Raw genomic sequence first — 26,216 nt, 5'->3', positions numbered from 1 at the left:
CCTGGACACTGGCAGATTCGCCGACGACAAAGGCGCGTTCCAGCGATTCGCTGATTTGCGCCTGAACGTCCCCGGCGCGTTGCTCGGCAGCATGGATCGTCAGCGGGAAGCGTTCGATGCCGGTCGCCGCCTGACGCAAACCGTGGAAACCGGCAGCCTTGCCCAGCCGCGCCAACAGCATCGGCTGCTGTGTCAGCACGCTATCGAACGCGGCCTGCAAACGTTGCGGGTCGAGATCACCGTCAATGACAACGCTGAGCCAGCGCATGGCCTCGCCACAGGTGGCGGTGTTCGACAGGCGCTCAAGCAGCGCCTGTTGCTCAGGTGTCAGGGCGAAACCCGGATCCTGTACGTCCATCATGACTTCGCTCATGCTCCGCTTTCCTCAGTATTCATTGCCACCTGAGCGGCGGCTGTCGGGCGCTCCAGGCTGCCGTGGTCATACATGTCACCCATCGCCACGACAATCTTGCGCGGACCTTCGAACGGATCACGGGCATGCGCCACCAGCATGTTATCGAGCAGGATCGCGTCGCCCTTCTGCCAGTCGAACCGCACGGCGCACTCTTCATACAGCTCACCGATGCGTTGCATCACGTCGTCTTCGATCGGCGAACCGTCGCCGTAGTACACGTGACGCGGCATGCGTTCGGCGCCGAACATCGACAACAGGTCTTCACGCACATCCGGTTCCAGCCAGTAGATGTGGTGCAGTTGCACCTGATTGAAGAACGACTTGGCCCCGGTGATCGGGTGACGAATGATCGCCGGTCCCGGTGTGCGGGTTTGCAGTTCGTTGTTGTCGAGCCAGCGCCACTCGATACCGCCGGCGCGGCAGCGGGCTTCGACTTCGGCACGGTCTTCGGTCTTGAAGAAGTGCTGCCACGACACGTCGAGGTTGTCGGTGAAGGTGCGCACATACAGCAAGCCTTTGGACTCGAACTTGTCACGCAGGTCCGCCGGCAGTTTTTCGTACATCAAGCGGCAATCCACCACCGGCGTCGCACCACCGACCGGCGCCGCTTGCTCGCAATAGAACATCTGCTTGCGCGGCCAGCGATCCTGGTGCGAGCTCTCGTTGTGGAACAGGATCATCTTGCGTTCCGGGTACGGCGTGGAGCGATAAGTGTTCTTGCCGCCCTCCTTCTTCGGCAGATCGCCGTATTGACCGTACAGGCCTGGCTGGATCGCTTCGGCGAACGCCTCAAAGCCCTGAATGCCGTCGAGCTCGAAACCACGGAAGAGAATGCCGGCGTGGGTCGCCAGTTTTTCTTCGATCAGCGGGCGGTTGTGCTTGATCCACTCGATCAAATCCAGCTGCGGCTCGTTCGGTTCCATCAACAGCGGGAACGGCTGCGGCGCGGCGATCAGCGATTCGCGGATCGGCGCCGGGCGAACCTTGGCCACCGGCGCGGCGCCACGCTTGAGGAACTTGCCCAGTTTGTCGGCCTTGGGTCCGGGGGCAGCGGGTTTGGCGGCCACTGCTAAATTGTCGACTGGCATGCTGATAGCTCCCAATTGAATGTCCTGATCAGCGACGATCTGTTCCAACAGGGCTATCCAGGCCTGCACCAGGTACTGAATGCGCTCGTGTCCGAACAAGGTTGTGGCGAATTGCCAATTACCCAGCAATTGCCCTTCTTCTTCGTCAACGAACAATGCCATGTCGAATTTAGAATGGCTCTGCAGCGCCGCCAGCGGCTCGACGCTCAAACCGCCCATGGATTGGGTACGGCCCGGCAGGTTGTTCATCACGAACAACACCTGCACCAACGGGTTCATGCCCTTGTGGCGCGGCACGCCACAGGATTCGACGATCATGTCCAGCGGCAGGTCCTGATGCTCCAGCGCGCCGAGCAGGGTGTCCTGCGTGCGGGCGAGGAATGCCGAGAACGCCTTGTCGGCCGAGAAGCGTGAACGCAGCGGCAAGACGTTGACGAAGAAGCCGATCAGTTGTTCCAGCTGCGCCTGCTCGCGTCCAGCGACGTCGGCGCCGACCAACACGTCGTCGCCGCCGCTGAATTGATGCAACAACACCTGGAACGACGCCAGCAGCGTACTGTACAGCGTCACCCCGGCGTCATTGGCAACCTTGCGCAAGGCCTGACTCAAATCCTTCGGCAGATGGAACTGCACGGCATCACCGTCGTACGACGCCACCGGCCCTCGCGGGGTGTCCAGCGGCAGGTTGAGCTGCCCGCTGTAACCACTGAGCATCTCTCTCCAGTAATCCGCCTGCTGGCCAAGAATCCCTTGGCGTTCCAGCTCCTGTTGCCACAGGGCAAAGTCCGAGTACTGCACCTCCAGCGCCGGCAACGACGCGGCAGCACCGGCCTTGCTCAGCTCATAGAGCTGCACCAGTTCGTTGATCAATACGCCCATCGACCAACCGTCAGAAATGATGTGATGCATGGAGAACAGCAGCACATGCTCGGTCGGTGACAGATGCAGAATGCGCCCGCGCCACAATGGCGCCTGCTCCAGATCGATCGGCGTTCGCGCGTTATCCAGCGCAGCCTGCGCGACCTGTTCTTCCTGGGCACTGCGCGACAGACCGGACAAATCGAGCAACGGGAAGTCGACATCGACCGTCTCGGCAATCAGCGCAATCGGATCACCTTCGTCATCCTGCGAGTACGCGGTGCGCAGCACTTCATGACGGCGCACCACTTCGGCAAAACTGCTCATGAAGCGCTCGACCGACAGCTCACCGCGCAAGCGCAGGGCCAGCGGCATGCCGTAGGCCGAACTGCCGCCGGACAATTGCTCGGCGACCCACAAACGCCGTTGCACCAGCGACAGCGGTGCCGTCGATTTGCTGCCCCAGGCCTTCAGTGGAACGGCCTGACTGGCCGCCCCGCCAAGGGCCGGTGTCTGTTCTTCGGCCATCCAGGTGGCCAGATCCTTGAGGCGCGGATAGTTGAACAGGTCCCGCAGGCTCAACGTGCCGCCGGTCAAATGGCGCAAACGCGAAACTGCCTGAGTGGCCAGCAGCGAGTGCCCGCCCAGTTCGAAGAAATGATCCTCGCGGCTGACCTGATCGAGTTCCAGGACGTTTTGCCAGATGGCTGCGATCTGCTGTTCCAGTTCACCGACGGGGGCAACGAAGTCACCCGCCGCGACAAACGCGTCGATGCTCGGCAAGGCTTTGCGGTCGACCTTGCCATTCGGCGTCAGCGGCAGGCTGGCGAGGAACAGCACGTGCGCCGGAATCATGTAGTCCGGCAAGTGCACCTTGAGTCGCGTCTTCAGCGCTTCGCGCAGCACCGCTTGCGCGGCTGCATCGGCGCTGGCCACGGTCGCGTCATCGACCACCACATACGCCACCAGTTGATGGCTGGAGGCGATCGGTTGCGCCACCACCAGCGCCTGGCTGACGTTGTCGATCTGCAACAGACGCGCTTCGATTTCGCCCAGCTCGATACGGAAACCGCGCACCTTCACCTGATGATCGATACGCCCGACGTATTGCAACGTGCCGTCGCCCAGATAACGGGTCAGGTCGCCGGTGCGGTACATACGCTCGCCATTGCCGGCGAAAGGGTTAGGCACGAATTTCTCTGCGGTCATCGCCGCCCGGCCCAGATAGCCACGGCTGAGACCGGCACCGGCCAGGTACAACTCCGCCGACACACCCTGTGGTGCCGGTTGCAGATCGCCGCCCAGCACATAACTGGCGGTGCGGATCATCGGTCGACCGATGTTCGCCGTGCCGCCAGCCTCTCGACGGGTCCAGGTGGAGTAAACGGTATCTTCCGACGGGCCGTACAAGTCGAAGATATCGGCGATGGTCGCCTGTTGATACAGGGTGTCCACCAGGTTCTGCTTCAGCGCTTCGCCGCACAGGTTGATGATGCGTACGCTGGCCGGAATATCGCCGGCGTCCTGCAAGGCATTGATTGCCGACGGCACGGTATTGATCAGGCGCACCTGATCGCGCGCCGGCAAGTTCGGCAACTCCAGCGCGTTGCGCGCGATGATCAACGAACCGCCATTGGCCAGGGTGACAAACAGCTCCCACACCGACAGGTCGAAACACACCGACGTCGAAGCGAGCACACCTTGAATGTCCTCGCGGCTGTAGAGGCGCTTCGACCAGTCGCTCAGCGCCATGATGTTGGCATGGCTGATCGATACGCCTTTGGGCTTGCCGGTGGAACCAGAGGTGTAAATCACGTAGGCAAGATTGTTCACACTCACGTCGGTGACAGGCGCGACCGTGCTGTAGGCCGAGAGATCCAGTTGATCCAACAGCAACACTTGCATGTCGCTGGCGAGCGACAGGGTGGCCGCCACATCGGTCTCGGTCAGCAGCACGCGGGCGCGGCTGTCTTCAAGCATGTAGGCGACCCGATCCGCCGGGTAATCCGGGTCCAGCGGCACGTAGGTACCACCAGCCTTGAGGACCGCGAGCAATGCCACCAGCAGGTTGTCAGAGCGCTGCATCGCCACACCGACGCGCACTTCGGCGGCGACGCCAGTGCTGATCAAACGGCGCGCCAGGCGATTGGCCCGGGCATCGATATCGCCATAGGTGAAGGATTGCTGGCCGAACGTCACGGCGCGCGCGTTCGGCTGGGCAGCGACCTGACGCTCGATGGCCTGGTGAATGCAAATCGGCTCAAGGTCAGCGGTTGCCTGCGGATTCCAGTCACGCAGGATGCGCTGCTCATCGTCTGCTTCAAGCAGGTTCCATTCGCCCAGACAGCCATCGACACTGGCGCGCATGCCGCTCAACAGTTGCTGCAACTGCGTTGCCAGTTTGACCACGGTGCCGGCGGCAAAACTTGTCTGTTGATAGCTGAAGTGCACGGTCAATTGCTGATCGAGGTTGACCATCAACGTCAGCGGATAGTTGGTCTGCTCATAACGGTCGACTTCGCCAAAGCGCAGATCCGCTGATTCGGCTTGTTGCAAGGCTTCGGCAATCGGGTAGTTCTCGAACACCAGAATGTTGTCGAACAACGCCTCACCGCTCTGCCCCGCCCAACGCTGAATGTCGAACAGCGGCGTGTGCTCTTGTTCGCGCAGCAACAGGTTCTGTGCTTGCACTTGCTGCAGCCATTGCGGCAACGACTGTTCGGCACGTGGGCTGGCGATGATCGGCAAGGTGTTGATGAACAGACCGATCTGGCCTTCGACGCCGTTCAACTGCGCCGGTCGCCCCGATACCGTGGCGCCGAACGTGACCGTGTCCTGCCCGGTGTAGCGCTGCAACAGCAACAACCACGCGGCTTGCACCAACGTGTTGACCGTGACTTTTTGTGCCCGGGCAAAACTGTTGAGTTCAGCGGTCGCGTGAGTGTCGAGGGTCAGCAGGTATTCACCCTGACCGCTGACGCTTGCATCAACGAGGTGCGGCACGGCATCGGCCAGATACGTCGGTGTCTCGAAGTCGGCCAGTTGGCCCTTCCAGAAGTTTTCCGTGACCTGCGCATCCTGCTGCGCCAACCACTGGATGTAATCGCGATAACGTCCCGCCCCCATCGCCGGCGCGTGGCCGTGATAGCGCTGCAATACATCGCCGAGCAACTGCGAGTTGCTCCAGCCGTCCATCAGAATGTGGTGCGAGGTGTAAATCAGATGGAAGCGCTCAGCCGCCACCTGCACCACGACCAGACGCAGTAACGGTGCCGCGTGCAGATCAAACCCTTGCTGGCGTTGTTCAAGTTCCAAGGCTTTCAGCGCTTGCGCCTGGTCGCTGCGATCACGCCAGTCGAGCACGCTGAACGGCACTTGCAAGCCTTTGTGCACCACTTGCAGGGCATTGGGCAGGTCACCTTCCCAGACAAAACCGCTGCGCAGCACTTCGTGGCTGTCCATCGCCGCTTGCCAGGCATCGCGGAAACGCTCGACCTGCAAGCCATCGACGGCCACACACATCTGGTTGATGTAGTCGCCGGACTGTTGCGCGTAGAGGGTGTGGAACAACATGCCCTGCTGCATCGGCGACAACGGATAGATGTCGTCAATCTGCTGTGGGCGGGTTGGCAAGCCGTCGAGCTGTGCCTGGGTCAGCCCGGCCAGCGGGAAGTCCGAAGGCGTCAGCCCAGCGACGCCCGGGGTCAGGCAATGGCCGATCAAAGTGGCCAGCTCCTCGGCGTAATCCGCCGCCAGTGCTTCGATCACAGCACTGTCGAAACGCTCGCTGCTGAAGGTCCAGCCTACGCGCAATTCGCCGCCGTACACCTGACCGTTGAGGGTCAGCCAATTGCCCATTGGCGCGTCCGGGCTCTGGTCGAGACCGGCATTGTCCGGCGCCGGTGCAAACAGCGCGCCGTCATCGCCCTCGAAACTGCCGTCGAACTGACCGAGGTAGTTGAAGGTGATGCGCGGGGTCGGCAATTCACGCAGGCTCTGTTGTGCCTGAGCATCGCCAAGATGACGCAGTGCACCGAAACCGATGCCTTTATTGGGGATCGAGCGCAGTTGTTCCTTGATCTGCTTGATCGAATCGCCCGCGCCTTCGGCCGGGGTCAGGCGCACCGGGAACAGGCTGGTGAACCAGCCCACGGTGCGGGTCAGGTCAACACCGTCGAACAGCTCTTCACGCCCATGACCTTCGAGCTGAATCAGCGTTGAAGGCTGCCCGCTCCAGCGGCCAATGACCCGCGCCAACGCCGTCAGCAGCAAGTCGTTGACCTGGGTGCGATACGCCGCCGGGGCTTCTTGCAGCAACTGTCGGGTCAGCTCGCTGCCGAGACGGGTCTGCACAGTGTGCGCCAGACGATTGTGCTGACCGGCATCGGCACGCTTGCACGGCAGATCGGTGCTGACATCGCTCAGGCAGGCCTGCCAGTAAGCCAGTTCCTGTTGCAACGCCGCGCTGTTGGCGTAGCGCTGCAAGTGCTCGCTCCAGTCCTTGAAGGCGCTGGTTTTCGCCGGCAGCTTCAGTGGCTGACCGTCGAGCAATTGCTGATAGGCGTTTTGCAGGTCTTCCAGCAGAATCCGCCACGACACGCCGTCCACCACCAAGTGATGAATGACCAACTGCAAACGCTGGGTGCCATCGGCCAGATTCGCCAGCACCGCACGCAACAGCGGCCCGTTCTGCAAATCGAGGCTGCGCTGCGCGCGGTTGCCCAAGGCCTCCAGTGCGTCGGCATCGGCGACGGCTTCCTGCCACAGCAGGTTTTGCGGTTGATCTTCAACCGCGCGGTGCTCGGCCTGCCACACGCCGTTGTGCTGGGTGAAACTCAGGCGCAAGGCATCGTGATGGGCAACCAGCGCACGCAACACTTGCTCGACTTTTTCCGCGTCCAGCGGCTGGCGCGGCTTGAGCAGCACCGATTGGTTCCAGTGATGACGCTCAGGGATTTCATCGTCGAAGAACTGCTGCTGGATCGGCAACAGCAACGCTGCGCCGGTGACCGCTTGTTGGTCGATGCTCGTATCGTCATCGCCCAACTGCGCGACCAGCGCCAGACGTTGAATGGTCTGGTGCTGGAACAGGTCTTTCGGGTTCAAGCGAATACCGGCCTGTCGCGCGCGGCTGACCACCTGAATCGAGATGATCGAATCGCCGCCCAGTTCGAAGAAGTTGTCGTTGAGGCCCACTTGCGGCAGCTTCAGCACGTCTTGCCAGATCTCGGCCAGACGCTGCTCCATGACGCTTTGTGGCGCCTGATACGCCTGCTGCGCCTGCCTGGCGTCCGGGGACGGCAAGGCACTGCGGTTGAGTTTGCCGTTGGCGGTCAGCGGCAATTGCTCAAGCAATAGCAGGTGCGCCGGGATCATGTGATCCGGCAGGTTTTCCTTGAGTTCGGCACGCACGCGGTCGCGCCACTGCGCCTGTTCAGCAGAGCTTGCGTCGAGCAACGTGGCATCGCTCGGCACCAGCCAAGCAACCAGTTGCTGACCGCTGAGGCCCGGCTGCGCCAGCACCACCGCCTGACGCACGGCAGCCTGTTCGAGCAGTTGCGCTTCGATCTCACCGAGTTCGATACGGAAACCGCGAATCTTCACCTGATGGTCGATCCGCCCGATGTATTCGATCACGCCGTCAGCGCGATAACGCGCCAGGTCGCCGGTGCGATACAGACGACCACCGTCAGCGGCAAACGGATCGGGAATAAACCGCAACGACGTCAGATCGGCACGGTTCAGATAACCGCGCGCCAGACCGGCGCGACCGACGTACAGCTCACCGATACAACCCTTGGCCACCGGGTTCAGATCGCCGTCGAGCAAGTACCACGACAGGTCGGCAATCGGCTCGCCGATCGGGCTGCTGGCGTCACGCTGCAAATCGGCCATCGACAACGGCCGGTACGTCACGTGCACGGTGGTTTCGGTGATGCCGTACATGTTGATCAGTTGCGGCGTTTGATCGCCGAAACGCTCGAACCATGGACGCAGGCTTTTCACTTCCAGCGCCTCACCGCCGAACACCACGTAACGCAGCGCCAGTTGTTGCGCGGCGTGTTCCGGGGCGCAGGCGACCTGCATCAGTTGCTTGAACGCCGAGGGTGTCTGGTTGAGCACGGTGATGCCTTCGCGACACAGCAAAGCGAAGAAATCTTCCGGCGCACGGCTGACCTCGTAAGGCACCACCACCAGTTTGCCGCCGTACAGCAGCGCGCCGAAAATCTCCCACACGGAGAAGTCGAACGCGTAGGAATGGAACAGGCTCCAGACATCCCGCGCGCCGAAATCGAACCACGCCGCAGTGGCTTCGAACAGGCGCAGCACGTTGCGGTGCGCGAGCAAGGTGCCCTTTGGCTGACCGGTCGAACCGGAGGTGTAGATCACATACGCGAGGTTGTCCGCGCTCATCTGCACCTGCGGGTTGCAGTCGCTGTAGCCTTCGAGATCTTCACGATCCTGGTCGAGCATCAGACTGCGCACCGAGTCCGGTACGGGCAGTCGGCCGAGCAGATGGCTTTGGCTCAACAGCAGGCCGATGCCGCTGTCGCCGATCATGTAGCTCAGACGCTCTTCCGGGTAGCTTGGGTCGAGCGGCACATACGCACCGCCAGCCTTGAGAATCGCCAGCAAGCCGACCAGCATGTCGAGGCTGCGCTCCACCGCCAGACCCACGCGCACGTCCGGGCCGACGCCGCTGGCGATCAGCTTGTGCGCTAACTGGTTGGCCCGGCTGTTGAGTTCACCGTAGCTCAAGGACTGTTCTGCATACGTCACGGCCACCGCTTGCGGTGCGCGGGCGGCCTGGGCTTCGATCAAGTGATGCAGGCACTGCTCGTTAGGGAAATCGGCCACGGCCGGGTTCCATTGCAGCAGGGTTGCTGCGCGTTCGGCGGCGTCGTGCAGCGGCAGCTCAGCGATACGCTGGCCGCTGTCGGTGACGATGCCTTGCAGCAGATTCGTCCAGTGTTGCGACAGGCGCTCGATGGTCTCGACGTCGAACAGGTCGGTGGCGTAAGTCAGCTCGGCCCAGACGTTGTCGGTCGATTCAAAGGTGTTCAGGGTCAAATCGAACTGCGCGGTGTTCGACGCCCACGGCAAGCCTTCGATCTGCAGTTGCGGCAGGCGTGTCGCGCCCTGCGCCTGACGCGCCTGGCTCTGGTGGTTGTGCATCACCTGGAACAGCGGGCTGTGGCTGAGGCTGCGTTCCGGTTGCAGTGCGTCGACCAGTTGCTCGAACGGCAGATCCTGATGGGCCTGAGCGCCGAGCACGGTGTTCTTCACTTGTTGCAACAGGCTGCGGAAAGTCTGCTGACTGTCGAACTCGGCCTTCAGCACCTGGGTGTTGACGAAGAAGCCGATCAGCCCTTCCGTCTCGACCCGGTTGCGGTTGGCCACCGGCACGCCGACGCGGATGTCGGCCTGACCGCTGTAGCGGTGCAGCAAGGTCTGGAACGAGGCCAGCAACAACGCGAACAGGGTGACGTTCTCACGTTGCGCGACTTGCTTGAGGGCAGTGGCCAGTTCGAGGCTCAGGGGGATGTCGCGACGCGCGCCGCGATAGCTTTGCTCGGCAGGGCGCGGACGGTCAGTCGGCAGCTCCAGCAACGGCTGATCGCCATCGCCGAGTTGCGCGGTCCAGTAATTCAACTGACGCTCGCGCTCACCGGCGTCCATCCACTGTTTCTGCCACACGGCGTAGTCGGCGTATTGCACCGGCAACGCCGGCAATGGCGCGGTCTGGCCCTGGCTGTACGCGGCGTACAACGCCACCAGTTCATCGACCATGATGTTCATCGACCAACCGTCGGAGACGATATGGTGCAAGGTGATCACCAGCGCGTGATCATCGGCGGCCAGACGCAGCAGTTTCACCCGCAGCAGCGGGCCTTGCTGCAGGTTGAACAGGTGCAGGGTTTCTGCGGCGACCAGCGCTTGCAGCGCCGCGTCGTCGAGCCCCGCCACGTCCTGCACTTGCAGATCCAGCGTGCCATGCGCCTGAATCACTTGCAGGGTCTGGCCCTGCTGTTCGACGAAGCAGGTGCGCAAGGATTCGTGGCGCTCGATCAATGCATTGAAGCTTTGCTGCAATGCCGGCAGATTCAGCTCACCGCGCAGACGCAGCGCAGCCGGGACGTGATAGGCCGTGCTGGTCGGCTCCAGTTGCCAAAGGAACCACTGACGTTCCTGCGCATAGGAAAGTGCCATCGGTTGCGTACGCGGCAGCGCGACAATCGCCGGTTCCTGCGTCGCCTGATCGACACCCAGGGCGGCGACGAAGTCTTCCAGAACGCTGTGTTCGAACAGCGTACGCAGCGGCACCTGAACGTTCAGCGTCTGACGCACTCGCGAGACCACTTGCGTTACCAGCAAGGAATGGCCGCCGAGTTCGAAGAAGTTGTCGCTGAGACCGACACGCTCAAGCTTGAGCACCGCTTGCCAGATCTCGGCGACGCTGTGTTGAGTCGCGGTTTGCGGCGCGATATAGGTCGATTGCAACTGGCTGGCATCGGGTGCCGGCAAGGCTTTGCGGTCGACTTTGCCGTTGGGGGTCAGCGGCAGTTGCGCGAGGAACAGCAGGTGCGCCGGCACCATGTATTCCGGCAGTTCGGCCTTGAGGCTGGCTTTCAATTCAGCGCGCAGTTCGACTTCGTCAACAGTGCTGGCGGACGGCACCACATAGCCGACCAGTTGCGGTCCGGTCGGGCCGTCCTGAGCGACCACCACGGTCTCGCGCACGCTGTCGAGCGCGAGCAAACGCGCTTCGATCTCGCCAAGCTCGATTCGGAAACCACGGATTTTGACTTGATGATCGATGCGCCCGATGTACTCGATCACGCCTTCTGCGCGATAACGGGTCAGGTCGCCGGTGCGGTACAGACGCGCACCGTTTGCCGAAAACGGATCCGGCACAAAACGTTCGGCGGTCAGGCTCGGGCGCTGAAAGTAACCACGGGCCAGACCGTCACCGCCGATCAGCAATTCCCCCGGCGCACCGAGCGGATTGAGCTCAAGGTCACTGCCGAGAATGTACAGTGCGGTGTTGTCGATCGGGGTGCCGAGGAATGGACGGCTGTGGTCCGCGCTCAGTGCGTGTTGCGCCGACCAGATCGTGGTTTCGGTCGGGCCATACAGGTTCCACACGCTCGGCGTCAGCACCAGCATGCGCTGGGCCAGTTCTTGCGGCAGCGCTTCACCGCCACAGAGGAACGTGCGGCCCTTGAGAATCAATGCGTGTTCGTTGTCGAGCAGCATGCGCCAGGTCGATGGCGTTGCTTGCAGGACGCTCACGGCATGACGCTCGATCAGTTCGAGCACCGCTTGCGGGTCTTGATGCACGTCCTTGCCAGTCAGCACCACACAGGCGCCGGCGAGCAGCGGGCCATAGATTTCCAAGCCGAAAATATCGAAGGAGAACGTGGTCAGCGACAGCATGCGATCCGCAGCGACAATCCCCGGCTGCTTGATCATGCTCGCGACAAAGTTGCTCAACGCCGCGTGGCGTACCATCACGCCTTTCGGTTTGCCGGTGGAGCCGGAGGTGTAGATCGTGTACGCCAGATGCTCGCCGTTGACGGCCACGTCCGGCGCGGTCTGTGGATAAGCCGCAAGCCAGTCACCTGGCTGATCGAGCAACAGGGTTTGCACACCCGCCGGGATCGGCAGCTGCGCCTGCAAATGCGCCTGTGTCAGCAGCAAATGCAGGCCGCTGTCCTCGATCATGTAAGCCAGACGATCCTCGGGATACGCCGGGTCCAGCGGCACATAAGCGCCGCCGGCCTTGAGGATCGCCAACAGGCCGACGATCATCTCAACGCTGCGCTCGACCGCGATGCCGACCAGTTGATCCGGGCCGACGCCGGCCTCGATCAGGTGATGCGCCAGTTGGTTGGCCCGGGCATCCAGTTCGCCATACGTCAGTACGTCGTCGCCGATGATCAGTGCCGTGGCCTGCGGGTTTTGCTGCGCCTGCAAGGCAAAGTCCTGCTGCACGCATTCGCCCTGCGCGCTGTGATCCGCCACGCGGAACCAGTCCTGCAACAGAACGCCGTGCTCGGCACTTTCCAGCAAGGGCAACTCGCCAACCCGTTGAGTCGGTGCGGCCACAATTCCTTGCAACAGGTTTTGCCAATGACGCGCCAGACGCTCGACCGTTTCCGGCTTGAACAGATCGGTGGCGTAGGTCAGCTCGGCGGCGAAACCGTCATTCGATTCGTAAGTATTGAGGGTCAGGTCGAATTGCGCGGTGCGTCCTTCCCACTGCACATCTTCGACGCTCAGTTGCGGCAATTGCACCGCGCCACGCCCCTGATCACGGCTGGTCTGGTGGTTGAACATCACCTGGAACACCGGGCTGTGGCTCAGGCTGCGCTCCGGTTGCAGCGCTTCGATCAACTGCTCGAACGGCAGATCCTGATGTGCCTGGGCGGCCATCGCCGCCTGCTTGACCTGGGCCAGCAATTGGTTGAACGGCAGTTGCCCATGCACTTCGGCATTCAAGACTTGAGTGTTGACGAAGAAGCCGATCAGGCCCTCGGTCTCGACCCGGTTACGGTTGGCCGTGGGCACGCCGACACGAATCTGCGCCTGGCCGCTGTAGCGATGCAGCAACGCCTGAAACGACGCCAGCAACAGCATGAACAGGCTCGCGCCTTCGCGCTGGGCCAGTTGCTTGAGCGCATCGCCGAGGGCCGCCGGCAGGTCCAGTTGCAGGCGTGCACCGCGCAAACTTTGCACTGCCGGACGCGGGAAATCGATCGGCAGTTCCAGCACCGGCTGCTCGCCGTCCAGTGTCTTGATCCAGTAAGCCAGTTGTCGCTCACGCTCGCCCGCTTCCAGCCAATGGCGCTGCCAGATCGCATAGTCGGCGTATTGCACCTCCAGTTCCGGCAGGCTCAACGGCTGCCCGGCGCTGTCGGCGGCGTAATGCTGGATCAGCTCGTTGACCAGCACTTTGATCGACCAGCCATCGGCGATGATGTGGTGCTGGATCAACACCAGCACATGATCGTCATCAGCGACCTTGAGCAATGCCACGCGCAGCAGCGGACCCTGTTGCAGATTGAACGGGCGCGCGGTTTCGCTTTCGACAAACGCCTTGATCGCCGCCTCTTCGCCAGCGCTGTCGAGGCCTGCCGGCAGCGGTGTCAGGGTGATGCTCAGTGGCAATTGCGGGTGAATCACTTGGCAGAAGGTTTCGCCGTGCTCGGCAAACGTGGTGCGCAAACTTTCGTGGCGCGCGGCCACGGCATTGAAGCTGCGTTCCAGCGCCGCCACGTCCAGCTGGCCCTTGAGGCGCAAGGCGCTGGGGATGTGATACGCGGTGCTGTGCGGATCCATTTGCCAGAGGAACAGTTGGCGTTCCTGAGCGTACGACAGAGGAATCGCTGCAAACCCGGAGCGTGTTTCCGGGATCGGCAGGTTGGCCGGAGAGACGCCCTCTTCGAGCATCTTTTCCAGGTACAGCTTACGTTTGTCCAGCGGCAGAGTGATAAAGCGCTTGGCTATCCTCAAAGCAACACTCTTGTCCATCAGACTTCCTCCATATCGTCAAGCAGGGCTTCCAGCTTGCTCAGTTTCTGTTCGTTGATTGCCCCGCCTCCTGTATCGAGTCGAGCGACAAAGTCGCTCAGGACGGGGTGCTGGAATAACAGTTGCGGGGTCAGCGTCAGGCCCAGTTCGAGGGCGATGCGCGACACCACGTTGACCGCCAGCAGCGAGTGCCCGCCCAGTTCGAAGAAGTGATCGTTCAGACCAATGCGTTCAACCTCGAGCACTTGCTGCCAGATCGCCGCGACCTGCTGCTCAAGCTCACTCTGCGGCGCGACGTACGCGGCCTGCATCTGGCTGGCATCCACCGCAGGCAGGGCCTTGCGGTCGAGTTTGCCGTTGGGGGTCAGTGGCAACTGCTCAAGGAACAGCAGGTGCGCGGGAATCATGTAGTCAGGTAACGAAGACTTGAGGCCAGTCTTTAGTCCGTCGCGCAGTTGCCGCTGCGCTTCGCCGTCATGCATGTCCAGCTGCGGGGCGACCACATAGGCCACCAGTTGCGCACCGGTTTCGCTTTCGATGGCCAGCACCGCTGCTTCGCTGACGTCCGGTTGCGCGAGCAATCGCGCCTCGATTTCCCCCAGTTCGATGCGGAATCCACGAATTTTCACCTGATGGTCGATCCGGCCCATGTACTCCAGTTCGCCCTCTTCGCGTTCACGAATCAGGTCGCCGGTGCGGTACATGCGCTCGCCATTGCCGACGAACGGGTTCGGTACAAAGCGCTCGGCGGTCATCGCCGCACGCCCCAGATAACCGCGGGTGATGCCGGCGCCGGACAGGTACAGCTCGGCCGAAATCCCTTGCGGCACCGCTTGCAGATCGGCGTCGAGCAAATGGCTGGCGCTGTGATCGAGCGCACGACCGATGCGCGGCTGACCGCCGGCGATACGGCGGGTCCAGGTCGAATAGGTGGTGTCTTCCGACGGGCCGTAAAGGTCGTAGACGTGCTCGACTGTCAGCTGCTGATACAACGCGTCGACCAGCCCTTGTTTGAGCGGCTCACCCGCGAGGTTGATGATGCGCACGCTCGCGGGAATCTGCCCGGCGCGTTGCAGCGCAGCGATCGCCGACGGCACGGTGTTGATCAAGCGAACCTGATCGCGAGCTGGCAGGGTCGGTAGTTCCAGTGCATTGCGCGCGATGATCAGCGATCCGCCATTGGCCAGCGTGACGAACAGCTCCCACACCGACAGGTCGAAGCACACCGAAGTCGAGGCCAGCACGCCTTGAATATCGTCACGGCTGTAGACCTTGGCCGACCAGTCGATCAGCGCCATGACGTTGCGATGGGCGATGGCCACGCCTTTCGGTTTGCCGGTGGAACCGGAGGTGTAGATCACGTAGGCGAGGTTGTCCGGCTGCACCGACGTTTGCGGGGCGACACCTGAATAACCGGTCAGCGAAACCTGATCCATCAGCAGCACTTGGGTATCGCCCGGCACGCTCAGCGTCGCAGCGACCGCTTGCTCGGTGAGCAACACCCGCGCACGGCTGTCCTCGAGCATGTAGGCAACGCGATCAGCCGGGTAATCCGGATCCAGCGGCACATACGCGCCGCCGGATTTGAGCACTGCCAGCAAGGCAATCAGCAGCTGCTCGGAACGCGGCATCGCCACACCCACGCGCACTTCCGGGCCGACACCCAACTCGATCAGCTTGTGCGCCAGACGGTTGGCTTGCGCATCGAGTTCGGCGTAGGTCAGTCGCGTATCGGCGAAGGTCACCGCCAGCGCATCCGGCGTGGCCGCCACTTGGCGGGCAATGCCTTGATGAATGCACAGTTCGGTGACGAAGTCGGGCTCGACGTTCGTGACGCTGTCGATCAGGCTCAAGTCGCTCAACGAGCCTTCACCCGCTTCGACCATCTGCCCGAGCAGACGCTGCAGGCTTTCACCCAACTGCGTGACACTCGCCGCCGCAAAACTGTCGCGCTGATAGCTGAAATGCACCGACAGTTGCGCACCCATGCTCACCAGCAGCGTCAGCGGATAGTTGGTCTGTTCCTGATTGACCACCGCACCGAAACGCAATCCCTGCGGCGCGCCCCGTTCAAGCGCTTCGCCAATCGGATAGTTCTCGAACACCATCAGGCTGTCGAACAGTGCGTCACCGCCCTGCCCGGCCCAGCGCTGAATGTCCGCCAGCGGCGTGTGTTCGAACTCGCGCGAAGCGAGGTTCTGCGCCTGCACGGCTTGCAGCCAACTGGCCAGACTCTGCTGCGTTTGCGGCGCGGCCACCACAGGCAAGGTGTTGATGAACAGACCGATCTGTTCTTCGGCTCCCGGCAGATCCGCCGGACGCCCGGCCACGGTCGCACCGAACGCCACACAGTCTTTGCCGGTGTAACGCTGCAACAGCAACAGCCACGCGGCTTGCACCAACGTGTTGACGGTGACTTTCGAGGCCCGGGCAAATTCACCCAGACGCACGCTCAGGTCAGCGTCCAGCACTTGGTAATGGTCGCCATAACCGACACTTGGCAAAGCGTCGACTGGCCGCGCGATGGCGTTGGCCAGACGCGTCGGCTCTTGCAGGTGTTCCAGCGTTGCCAGCCAGTAATTCTCGGCAGCCGCCGCATCCTGACGCTGCAACCAGCCGATGTAATCGCGATAGCGACCCGCCGGACGCGGCACCGCTTCGCCGCGATAATGCTGCAGCACTTCGCCAAGCAACTGCGCGCTGCTCCAGCCATCCATCAGGATGTGATGGTTGGTGTAGATCAGGTGATGACGATCAGTCGCCGTGCGCACCAGCACCAGACGCAGCAGCGGCGCACAGGTCAGGTCCAGGCCCAGTGCGCGCTCCTCGTCAGCGAGGGTTTGCAGCGCCGTGTCGAGATCGGTCTTGCCGTGCCAGTCGAGCATACTGAACGGCACCTCGACCTGGCGTTGCACCACTTGCACCGGCTGCGGCAGGTCACCCTGCCAGAAGAACCCGGTACGCAGAATGTCGTGGGCATCCACCACCGCTTGCCACGCAGCGTGGAAGCGCTGCGGGTCGACGCCATCGACGTCCAGACGCATCTGGTTGATGTAGTCGCCATTGCCATGTTCGAGCAAGGTGTGGAACAGCATGCCCTGCTGCATGGGCGACAGCGGGTAGATGTCATCGATGCCTTGCGGCTCCAGCACCAGCGCATCCAGTTGCGCTTGCGACAGGTGCGCCAGCGGGAAGTCCGACGGCGTCACGCCACGGTTGCCGCTGTCGCAGCAATGGCCGATCAGCGCGGTCAGTTCCTGCATGTAGTCATCGGCCAGGCGCTGGATGGTCGCGGCGTTGAACATGGCGCCGCTGTAGGTCCAGCTCAGGTCCAGCTCGCCGCCGAAGACTTTGCCGTTCAGCGCCAGCGGATTGCCCAGCGGCCCTTGCATATTGACTTCGGCACCGCCGGCTTCGCTGGTCGGTACAAACAAGGCCTCGTCGGCCCCGTCGAAGCTGCCGTCGAACTGGCCCAGATAGTTGAAAGTCAGGCGCGGTGTCGGCAAGGCCTGCAGGGTTTCGCGCGCCTGTTCATCACCCAGATGCGCCAGCGCACCGAAGCCGATGCCTTTGTGCGGAATGGCCCGCAGTTGCTCCTTGACTTGCTTGAGCGATGCGCCCAACTCGGCGACCGGCGACAGACGCGCCGGGAACACACTGGTGAACCAACCGACCGTGCGGGTCAGGTCGATGTTGTCGAAGAGATCTTCACGACCGTGGCCCTCGAGCAAGACCAGCGCGTTATCAGCACCGGTCCAGCGCACCATCACTCGCGCCAGTGCGGTCAGGAGCAGATCGTTGACCTGTGTGCGATAGGCCTGTGGCGCATCCTGCAAGAGTTGACGGGTCAGGGCTTTGTCCAGTTTGCTGCGGATCGTCAGCGCCTGATCGTGTTGCTGCCCGCCGTGCGGATGATCATAAGGCAAGGCAGCCGAGGCGCCCTGCAACTGCTGCTGCCAGAAGCCCAGTTCGGTTTGCAGCGCCGGACTTGCCGCATAGTCCTGCAACGCTGCTGCCCAAGCTTTGACTGCGCTGGTCTTGGCCGGCAATTGCACGGGGTTACCCGCGAGAATCTGCCGATAAGCGTTTTGCAGGTCTTCGAACAGGATCCGCCACGACACGCCATCGACCACCAGGTGATGAACGATCAGCAACAGGCGTTGCGTACCGTCAGCCAGATTCGCCAACACCGCGCGAATCAGCGAGCCACCGCTCAGTTGCAGGCTGCGTTGCGCCTTGTCGCCCAGCGCTTCCAGAGCTGCAAGGTCAGCGACCTCGACTTGCCACAGAATGGTCTCACCCGCTTGCGTTACCACATCACGGTATTGCGCGGCCCAACCATCAGCCTGCTCGACAAAGTCCAGACGCAAGCTGTCGTGATGCAGCACCAAGGCATCGAGTGCTTGCTCCAGCAATTGCGCATCCAGCGCCCGTGTCGGCTTGAGCATCACCGACTGGTTCCAGTGATGACGATCGGGAATCGCCTGCGCGAAGAACTCCTGATGGATCGGCAACAGCGCTGTGCTACCGGCGACCGGTTGCTGATCGATCAATTGCAACGCTTCACCGGTCTGCGCGACCACGGCCAGCGCTGCGATAGTCTGGTGCTGGAACAGGTCTTTCGGTGTAAAGCGAATCCCGGCCTGCCGCGCACGGCTGACCACTTGAATCGAGATGATCGAATCGCCGCCCAGCTCGAAGAAGTTGTCGCTGATACCGACCTGCTCAAGCTTGAGCACGTCTTGCCAGATCGCCGCCAGTTGCTGTTCCAGCGGCGTGTGCGGTGCAAGGTAAGCCTGCTGCAGCTGGCTGACGTCCGGTTTCGGCAGGTTCTTGCGATCGAGTTTGCCGTTCGGCGTCAGCGGCATGCGCTCCAGACGCAAGACATACGCCGGCACCATGTGCCCCGGCAACGTCGCCTTGAGTTGCGCACGCAGATCGTCGGTGAAGTCGGCATGGCTGGAATCGCCCACCACATACGCCACCAGACGCTTGCCACTGCCGGCGCTGCCTTCCTGCGCGACGACCACCGCTTCACGCACGCCGTCGAGGGCTTGCAGAGCCGCTTCGACTTCGCCCAACTCGATACGGAAACCGCGAATTTTCACCTGATTGTCAATGCGATCCAGATAGTCGAACGTGCCATCGAGACGCTGACGCACCAGGTCGCCTGTGCGATAAAGCAAGCCGCCGGTGGTGCTGAACGGGTCCGCGACGAAGCGCTCGGCAGTCAGCCCCGGACGGTTCAGATAACCCCGCGCCAGCCCCGTGCCACCGAGGTACAACTCACCGGCCATGCCTTGCGGCAGCAGGTTCAGATCGGCGTCGAGCACGTAGGCGCTGCGGTCACCGATACGGCTGCCGATTGGTGCGTACGCGGCGCCACACGGCACTTCGCGACCGGCCTTCCAGATCAGTGGAGTGACCACGGTTTCGGTCGGACCGTAGCCGTTGATGATGTAGTCCGGATCGAGCGCGCGTTTGACCCGCTCAAAACTCGCGTTCGGCACTGCGTCACCGCCGAAGCAATAGATACGCACCTTCGGCGGATTGCCGACGCGCTCGGCGTGTTCGGCCAGTTGTTGCAGGTACACCGGCGGGAATGCGACGACGGTCACGCCGTGTTCGATCATCGCGTTGTAGGTCTGCTCCGGCGTCCACAGCGTGTCGTCGCGAATCAGCAGCGACGCACCGTGAGTCAGGCTGGTCAGCCAGCGTTCGTGGGCACCATCGAAGGCGAACGACATGAAGTGGAATTCGCAGTCACTGTCGCGCATTTCATAGCGCTGACCGATGGCCTGGCAATGCATGGCCAACGGACCGTGGGCGACGCTGACGCCTTTCGGGTTGCCGGTGGAACCGGAGGTATAAATCACGTAGGCGAGGTTGTGCGGATCGAGTTGCACCTGCGGTGCCTTGATCGGCAACTCGCGCAAATCGAGACGATCCAGTTCCAGCAGCGGCACCGACTCATCGACCGGCAATTGCGCCGACACCGACGAGTCGCTGATCAGCAGCGCCAGCCCGGAATCTTCGATCAGATAGGCCAGGCGTTCGCGCGGATAGCTGGTGTCCAGCGGCACATAAGCACCGCCAGCCTTGAGCACCGCCAGCAGCGCGACGATCACCGACTCACTGCGCGGCAGCGCTACACCGACGCGGGTTTCTGCGCCGACGCCGCGGGCGATCAGTGCGTGCGCCAGTTGATTGGCACGCTGGTCGATCTCGCCGTAGCTGAAATGCTCACCGTTGAAGATCACCGCCGTGCGCTGCGGATTTTGCGCAGCCAACGCGGCAATACGCTGATGTACGCCGATGTCCACCGGGTACGGCTGCGGATGGTTTTCGGCTTGCTGGCGGGCCTGCTCTTGAGCATCGGCCAAGGCGATTTCACCGAGGTTGCGTTCGGCGGACACGGCGAACTGCTCAAGCAATTGCAACAGGTGCGCACTGATACCGGCGATGACATCGCTGGCGAACTGGCCGCGATCAAAGCTGTAGTGCAACGCCAACTGCTGACCGAGGGTGACCGCCACGCTCAGCGCGTAATGGGTTTGTTCGAGATTGCCGACATCACCGAATGTCAGCCCTTGCCCGGCCTGACTCAGCGCCTGGGCAATCGGGTAGTTTTCGAACACCAGAATATTGTCGAACAGTGCTTCACCGCCCTGCCCGGCCCAACGCTGGATGTCCGCCAGCGGCGTGTGTTCGAAGTCGCGCAAGCTGAGGTTTTGCGCCTGTACCGCTTGCAGCCAGCTGCCAACGCTTTGATCCGGACGCGGCGCGCCGATCACCGGCAAGGTGTTGATGAACAGACCGACCTGCTGCTCGATGCCCGGCAGATCCGCCGGACGCCCGGCCACCGTCGCACCGAACGCCACGGCTTCGTGACCGGTGTAGCGTTGCAGCAACAGCAACCATGCCGCTTGCACCAAGGTGTTGACGGTGACTTTTTGCTGGCGGGCAAAGGTTTCCAGCGCCTGGGTGCGCTGTACGTCCAGTGTCAGGTAGTGATCGCCGTGGCCGCTCTGCTTCTCGCCAGCGGTGGCTGCCCGGGCCAGTCGCGTCGGCTCTTGCAGCGCGGCCAATTGACCGCTCCAGAAATCCTCACTCAATTGGCCGTCCTGACGTTGCAGCCAGGCGATGTAGTCGCGATAACGCCCGCCGCCAGTCACCGGCGTGCGACCGCTGTAGCGCTGCAAGACTTCACCGAGCAACTGCGAGTTGCTCCAGCCGTCCATGAGGATGTGGTGATGGGTGTAAATCAAATGCCATTGTTCGGCGCCGGTCTGCACCAGCTGCAGTTGCAGCAGTGGCGCGCAGCTCAGATCAAAACCTTGCTGACGTTCGGCGTCGGCCAACGCCGCGAGCGCTGCGGGCTGATCGTCGCGGTCGCGCCAGTCAAGAATGCTGAACGGCAGTTGCACCCGCTTGTGGACGATCTGCAGCGGCTGCGCCAGCTCACCCTGCCAGACGAACCCGCTGCGCAGAATGTCCTGCGCATCGACGGTGGCCTGCCACGCAGCGCGGAACCGCTCGGGATCGAGACCCTGGACGTCGACGCGCAACTGGTTGATGTACTCACCCGCCGCTTGCTCGTAAAGGGTGTGGAACAGCAAGCCCTGTTGCATCGGCGACAGCGGATAAACATCATCGAGTTGACCTGCCGGCACCGGCAGCGCATCCAGTTGTGCCTGGGTCACGCGCGCCAGCGGGAAGTCCGATGGCGTCGCTTGTGCGGCTTGCAACGTGCAGCAATGCTCGATCAGCGCGTGCAGTTCAATGGCGTACTGATCCACCAGTTTCTGCACGGTCGCACCGTCGAACATCTCGCGGCTGAAACCCCAGCTCATCGACAGTTCACCGCCATAGACCTGACCTTCCACGGTCAGCCAATTGGCCAGAGGCGCGGCCGGATCCTGCGCGACACCGCTGGTTTCGGCGGACGGCACGAACAACGCGGCTTCGTCGAACTGGCGGTCGAACTGACCGAGGTAGTTAAAGGTAATCCGTGGCGGAGCCAACTGCGCCAATTCGGCGCGCACCGATGGCGCCGCCAGATAACGCAGCACGCCGTAGCCCAGGCCCTTGTCCGGCACGGCGCGCAGTTGCTCTTTGATCGACTTGATCGAACCGTCGAGATCGTCGGCAGCGGTCAGCTTGACCGCGAACAGACTGGTGAACCAACCCACGGTGCGGGTCAGGTCAATGTCATCGAAGAGGTCTTCGCGACCATGCCCCTCTAGCTCGATCAGTGTGCCGGGCTGGCGGGTCCAGCGACTGATGGTGCGCGCCAGTACGGTCAACAACAGATCATTGACTTGCGTGCGATACGCCGCCGGCGCCTGTTGCAGCAACTGACGGGTACGCTCGGCGTCGAGGCGCCATTCGATTTTCTCGCCATGCAGGTTTTGCAGGCTGCCGTCCGGTCGCTCGCACGGTAGATCCTGTGCGCCCTGATGCTGGTTTTTCCAGTAATCCAGTTGTTCATCGAAGCGTGCAGCGGCGCTTTCCAGACGCGCGGTCCAGCTCTGGAAGGCATTGGTCTTGGCCGGCAACTGAATGCCTCCGCCCGCCGAGCGCTGCTCGTAAGCCTGTTGCAAATCTTCCAGCAGCACGCGCCAGGAAACGCCGTCCACTGCCAAGTGGTGAATGATCAACGCCAGGCGCTGAGAGCCATCAGCCATCGTCACCAGCAGTGCGCGCAGCAGAGGCCCCTTCTGCAGGTCGAGGCTGCGTTGGGCTGCGTTGCACAACGCCTGCAACTGTTCCGCCGACTCGGCATCACGCAACCACAGGTCAGCGCTGCCCACCAGCGGGCCATGGCTCTGCTGCCAGCCGTCTGCGCTTTCGACAAAGCGCAGGCGCAAGGCGTCGTGATGATTGATCACCTGCGTCAGCGCGGCCTCAAGCCACTGCGCATTCAAGCTGTCGCGTGGGGTCAGCAGCAGCGACTGGTTCCAGTGATCACGCAGCGGCATCGCGCGACTGAAGAAATGCTGCTGGATCGGCCCGAGCACGGCGTCACCGGTCACCGGGCCTTGATCCACCGAGGTCTGATTATCCAGCGTGGCGACCAGCGCAAGGCTGCGCACGGTTTGGTACTGAAACAGGTCGCGCGGGCTGAGACGAATCCCGGCCTGTCGCGCACGGCTGACCACTTGAATCGAAATGATCGAATCGCCGCCCAGTTCGAAAAAGTTGTCTTCCAGACCGACGCGCTCAAGGCCGAGCACGTCTTCCCAGATCGCCGCCAGCGCTTTTTGCAGCGCATCCTGCGGCGCGACGAACGCTTGCTGCGGCGCGGCATCCGGTTGCGGCAAGGCTTTGCGATCGAGCTTGCCGTTGGCGGTGACCGGCAGTTTGGTCAGCGTCATCAGGTAGGTCGGCACCATGAATTCCGGCAGGCTGCCGAGCAGCCACGCCTTGACGTCCTGCTGCCACTGCTCGTCCGGCTGAGCCTGTTCCAGCACCAGATACGCGACCAGATGTTTGCCACCCTGCACCAGCACCACCGCTTCGCGCACCAGCGGATGCTGCATCAGGCGGGTTTCGATTTCGCCCAATTCGATGCGCAGACCGCGCAGTTTCACTTGATGGTCGAGACGACCGAGGTATTCGATCACCCCGTCGGCGCGCTGACGCACCCGGTCACCGGTGCGGTACAGGCGCGCGCCGTCGTGGAACGGGCATGGCACAAAACGCTCGGCGGTCAGCGCCGGGCGCTGGTGATAACTGCGCGCCAGACCGGCGCCGCCCAAGTACAGTTCGCCGGCCACGCCACTCGGCACCGGCAACAGTTCGGCATCGAGGACGTGGGTGCGCAGGTTGGCGATCGGCCGGCCGATGGGCACGCTGTCGGCGCCTTCGTCAACGCAGGTCCAGTGGGTCACATCGATCGCCGCTTCGGTCGGGCCGTAGAGGTTGTAGAGGCCGGCGTTCGGCAGTTTGGCGAAGACTTGCAGTTGCGCGTCCAGCGGCAATGCTTCACCGCTGCAGACGATGCGCTTGAGGCCCACGCAGCTTTCGACACCGGCCTCATGAATGAACGCCTGCAACATCGACGGCACAAAGTGCAACGTACTGATGCCGTGGCGGTTGATGATGTCGATCAGTTGCAGCGGATCGCGGTGCGCACCTGGCGCGGCAACCACCAGACGCGCACCGGTCAGCAGCGGCCAGAAAAACTCCCAGACCGACACGTCGAAACTGAACGGGGTCTTCTGCAACACCGAATCGCTGGCGTCGATCGCGTACGCTTCCTGCATCCAGCACAAGCGGTTGACCAGCGCCGCGTGGCTGTTGCCGGCGCCTTTCGGTTTGCCGGTGGAACCCGAGGTGTAAATCACATAGGCCAGGTTCAGCGGATCGATGCTGACGTTCGGACGGCTGTCGCTGTAGCGGTCGAGCAGGCCCGGCTGATCCAGCGTGATGACCTGCACGCCGTCAGTCGGCAGCGACGCCAGTAGCGCCTCCTGCGTCAGCAACAAGGTAATGCCGCTGTCCTCGATCATGTACGCCAGACGCTCCTGCGGGTACTCCGGATCCAGTGGCACATAAGCGCCGCCAGCCTTGAGAGTCGCCAGCAGCGCGACAACCATTTCCACCGAACGCAGAGCACAAACGCCGACCAGACTGTCGGCCCGCACGCCTTGTTCAGCCAGCAAATGCGCGAGGCGGTTGGCCCGCGCATCCAGTTCGGCGTAGCTCAGCGTCTGCTCACCGAACAGCAGCGCAGGCGCATTCGGCGTGCGCGCAACCTGCGCTTCGATCAGTTGGTGTATCGGGGTTTGCGTCGGATAAACCGCGTGAACGTTGTTCCAGTCATGCACCAGCGTGTGCTGCTCATCGGCCTCCAGCAGCGGCAGTTCGCCGATGCGTTGCGACGGATCGGCGACCATGGCCTTGAGCAAGCGCAACCAATGGCGCGCCATGCGCTCGATGGTGGCCGGCTCGAACAAGTCGCTGGCGTACGTCAGCGCCGCATGCAGCTTGCCGCCCTTCTCGTAGGTATCGAGGGTCAGGTCGAACTGGGTGGTACGGCTCTGCCAGTCAAGACTATTCAGCAGTAGACCGGAGGCAGTGCTGATGCTGGCGATGTCCGCCACTTGCGGCTGGTGGTTGTACATCACCTGGAACAGCGGCGTGTGGCTGAGGCTGCGTTCCAGCTTCAGCGCTTCGACCAGTTGCTCGAACGGCAGATCCTGATGCGCCTGAGCACCGAGCGCGGTGTCCTTGACGGACCGCAGCAGATCGTCAATGCGGGTCTGCCCGTCCAGTTGGGTACGCAGCACTTGAGTGTTGACGAAGAAGCCGATCAGCCCTTCGATTTCGCCACGGTTGCGGTTGGCAATCGGCACGCCGACACGGATGTCGGTCTGGCCGGTGTAGCGATGCAGCAGCGCGTTGAAAGCACCGAGCAAGAGCATGAACAACGTGACTTGATGCTGCTGCGCGGTGTTGCGCAGTTGCTCGGCCAGTTGTTCATCGACAGCGAATTCATAGCGAGTGCCGCGATAGCTCGGCATCGCCGGACGCGAATGATCCAGCGGCAGCTCCAGCACCGGGTGTTCGTCACCCAGTTGCGCCTGCCAGTAATCGAGTTGGCGCGCCTGTTCGCCCGCTTCGAGCCAGCGGCGTTGCCACAAGGCGTAGTCGCTGTACTGGATCGGCAGCGCGGCCAGTTGCGGTGGCTGACCGGCATCGAACGCGTCGTAGCAACGGATGAATTCGTCGATCAGCACGTTCATCGACCAGCCATCGGAAACGATGTGGTGCAGGGTCAACAGCAGCACATGCTCCTGATCGGCGAGCTTGAGCAACGTCACCCGCAGCAGCGGACCCGCGGCCAGGTCGAATGGCAACACCGACTGTTGTTCGGCGGCCTGCACCACAGCCTGCTCACGCTCGCTGGCCGGCAGTGCGCTGAAGTCTTCATGACGGATCACCAACGGCGCGCTGGCCGGCACTTGCGACAGACTGTCCTCGGCCTGGCGCTGGAACACCGTACGCAGGGTTTCGTGGCGCTCGACCAGGCTGGCGAAGGCTTGCTCCAGCGCCGCCACGTTCAAACGGCCATTGAGCCGTACCGCGCCTGGCAGGTTATAGGCGCCACCTTGGGGATCCAGCTGCCAGAGAAACCACATGCGTTGCTGTGCGTAAGACAGCGCCTGCCGATCCTCGGCCTCGACGCCGGTCGGAATCGGAAACCGGGAAAAATCCACCCCTTCCCTCTGCAGGGCAGCGAGGAACATCTGGCGCTTTTCCAGGGGCAACCCGATAAACCGGCGAGCGAGTTTCAAGGAGTCTTCAGCATTCAT

3 protein-coding genes (1 of these 3 only partly in view) are annotated in these 26,216 nt (G+C 62.5%); all 3 read right to left on the bottom strand.

Translation table 11 applies throughout. The annotated features are described in order from the left end of the window. Tightly spaced (each overlapping or abutting the next), the 3 genes in view from AK821_RS11845 to AK821_RS11835 form a layout consistent with a single transcriptional unit that may run on beyond the window. A protein-coding gene (locus tag AK821_RS11845) for a non-ribosomal peptide synthetase (protein WP_064389806.1) crosses the window boundary here: on the bottom strand, positions 1–373 show its start. It extends 2,858 nt beyond the left edge of the window; 373 of the gene's 3,231 nt are visible here — the first part of the coding sequence; it begins with the start codon at positions 371–373; its stop codon lies beyond the left edge, outside the window. Further along, positions 370–13,896 carry a non-ribosomal peptide synthetase gene (locus AK821_RS11840; RefSeq protein ID WP_064389805.1) on the bottom strand — a complete coding sequence of 4,509 codons (13,527 nt, stop codon included), beginning with the start codon at positions 13,894–13,896 and terminating at the stop codon, positions 370–372. Before AK821_RS11840 ends, AK821_RS11845 begins: the two co-directional genes overlap by 4 nt. After that, positions 13,896–26,216: a non-ribosomal peptide synthetase gene (locus AK821_RS11835; RefSeq protein ID WP_064389804.1), complete on the bottom strand. Its 12,321-nt coding sequence runs from the start codon at positions 26,214–26,216 to the stop codon at positions 13,896–13,898. Before AK821_RS11835 ends, AK821_RS11840 begins: the two co-directional genes overlap by 1 nt.

This window comes from Pseudomonas sp. RIT-PI-r (assembly GCF_001297015.1).
GTDB lineage: Bacteria > Pseudomonadota > Gammaproteobacteria > Pseudomonadales > Pseudomonadaceae > Aquipseudomonas.
The sequence above is the reverse complement of the archived record's forward strand: the minus strand, read 5'-3'. Positions and strand labels throughout refer to the sequence as shown.

What these genes read in the sequence shown, in the direction of transcription:
- AK821_RS11840 (WP_064389805.1), bottom strand. Translation starts at nt 13,896, where the DNA reads ATGGACAAGAGTGTTGCTTTGAGGATAGCCAAGCGCTTTATCACTCTG.
- AK821_RS11835 (WP_064389804.1), bottom strand. Translation starts at nt 26,216, where the DNA reads ATGAATGCTGAAGACTCCTTGAAACTCGCTCGCCGGTTTATCGGGTTG.